The organism is uncultured Veillonella sp. (assembly GCF_934190855.1).
Taxonomy (GTDB): domain Bacteria; phylum Bacillota; class Negativicutes; order Veillonellales; family Veillonellaceae; genus Veillonella.
Genome location: NZ_CAKPTN010000233.1, coordinates 1 through 1769, shown reverse-complemented (window position 1 = coordinate 1769; position 1769 = coordinate 1). Strand labels below are relative to the sequence as shown.

The window sequence follows — 1769 nt, the reverse complement described above, 5'->3', positions numbered from 1 at the left end:
GTATTTATACTAATAATATCACAGCAAGTGCAAAAAGACAATCGGTATTTGAAACTTTACATCATTTTATGTAATCATCATGTTATAAACAAACATATATTATCAGTCGTTTTTAACTACTCTGAATCACTTAAAATGCGCTCCTTCTCCTGTTCCTCGTACTTTACAAAATCATTTTTTTGAAACTCTTTTGATATATGTGTATAATGATTAACCATTTTCTCTCTCGAATGGCCTACAATCAAAGCAATCGTCATAGGATCCACACCCGCTTCATAACATCGTGTTACAAATGTGTGTCGGAAAAGATGTGGATATATTTTGATTTCTTCATATTCTTTGCACCCTTCCACCTCCCTATTTTTCCTATTCACAACTGAACAAATACGCCTACATTCAACAGCAAGAGTACCTGGGGTAAGGCAATTACCTGAAGTAGTCGTAAATATAAGATGTGGATATTCACGCATAAGTTCATTGTTCTTCCCTCATTTTTCTCCCAGCTTCTTCTTATCATATTCCTGTTTTCTTTTCCAGATAGCAAATGCCTCTGTCACATCATCTGTCATAGGAATATAACGATTGCTTGCTTCTCGCTTCGGTGTAGTAATCTGAATCACATGTTCAGGTTTTTCTAATTTCATTCCGCTTTCATCATAATATTTAGTAATACGGTTAAGCGTTAAATACTGTATTTACAACTCTTTCTTCACGTCCATATTGCAGATAAATCATAAATCCAAATATAAAAACCAGTACACTAACTATAGCAACCCTCTTTTTCATAATTTTCCCTTTCTATAGTGTCATTATACGAACACTATTACAAATGTAATTTTACGCCAATAATAATTACATAGCAATAAATTTATGAAAGAAAGAGGAACATCCTCAAGATGATTAAATACGATAAATTATGGGAAACCATGAATTCCAAGGGTATTACTCAATATGACCTGTACACTCATTATCATATGAACCGTTCCCAGTTGAATAGATTAAGACATAATCAGAATGTGCAAATAAACACAATTGACAAACTGTGTAATATATTGAAATGTAATGTCGAAGATATTATGACACATTACCCTGATGACAATGTATTCTAAAGCAAACAGGAAGCAACATGTATATTCTTGATCAAGTCCTAATTCATCTATATATGCCCAATAAGTCCGTAGTTCATTTAACAACTTGTTTTCTGCCTCAACACATTTATCTGATAAGGGTCTTGTTTTATTAAATAAGCTTCTTCTATTCTTATCTATATAATTATCAGCCACAGACCTGCAGATTGCTTGTATTATTAAAACTATAAGTGTTATAACTAAAGCTACTATTATTACTACTAAAACTACAAAAAGAATACTATCGTTTAGAGCTTGTTTCATTGATAACTCACCTGTATTTCATAATAATTAAAACTGCTAACATTATAGCAAGCAAAGGACAATTTTTCAATGATGTGCTTTTTTTGCTCAAGTATAAATTATGATATGACAGACCACGAGAATCAGAGGAAAGTTATGGCATTTCTTCAGCCTTTTTGATTTCTTCATCTGAAGCACCTGAATACTTCTTGATATCCTCTACTGGCATTTGCTGCGAAAGCATATGCCGAATAAAGCTCAAACGTCCTAGTTCTATACCTTTTTCTATACCGCGCTCTTCGATTCCGTAAGATAAATCAAACATTGTATTCATACACATCCTTTTTATTGCGAAAAATATTGTAAGAATAGTATAATAAATTTTATACAGTTAAGCAA

At 32.2% G+C, this 1769-nt stretch carries 4 protein-coding genes; 1 reads left to right on the top strand and 3 read right to left on the bottom strand.

What is annotated here, in order from left to right; genetic code table 11:
• Positions 1-116: 116 nt before the first annotated feature.
• Positions 117-470, bottom strand: coding sequence for a tyrosine-type recombinase/integrase (locus Q0F90_RS09265; protein WP_367113436.1), 354 nt, complete (start codon positions 468-470; stop codon positions 117-119).
• 18 nt (positions 471-488) lie between these two features.
• Entirely contained in the window at positions 489-644 is a 156-nt protein-coding gene (locus Q0F90_RS09130) for a hypothetical protein (protein WP_296004964.1), read from the bottom strand.
• A gap of 252 nt (positions 645-896) precedes the next feature.
• Here Q0F90_RS09130 and Q0F90_RS09125 point away from each other — a divergent pair, with 252 nt between their 5' ends.
• The gene (locus tag Q0F90_RS09125; RefSeq protein WP_296958684.1) at positions 897-1109 is read left to right on the top strand and encodes a helix-turn-helix transcriptional regulator; all 213 of its coding nucleotides are present in this window, start codon (positions 897-899) and stop codon (positions 1107-1109) included.
• Between the two features lie 415 nt (positions 1110-1524).
• Here Q0F90_RS09125 and Q0F90_RS09120 read toward each other — a convergent pair whose 3' ends face one another.
• Positions 1525-1704: a hypothetical protein gene (locus Q0F90_RS09120; RefSeq protein WP_296004962.1), complete on the bottom strand. Its 180-nt coding sequence runs from the start codon at positions 1702-1704 to the stop codon at positions 1525-1527.
• Positions 1705-1769 lie beyond the last annotated feature (65 nt).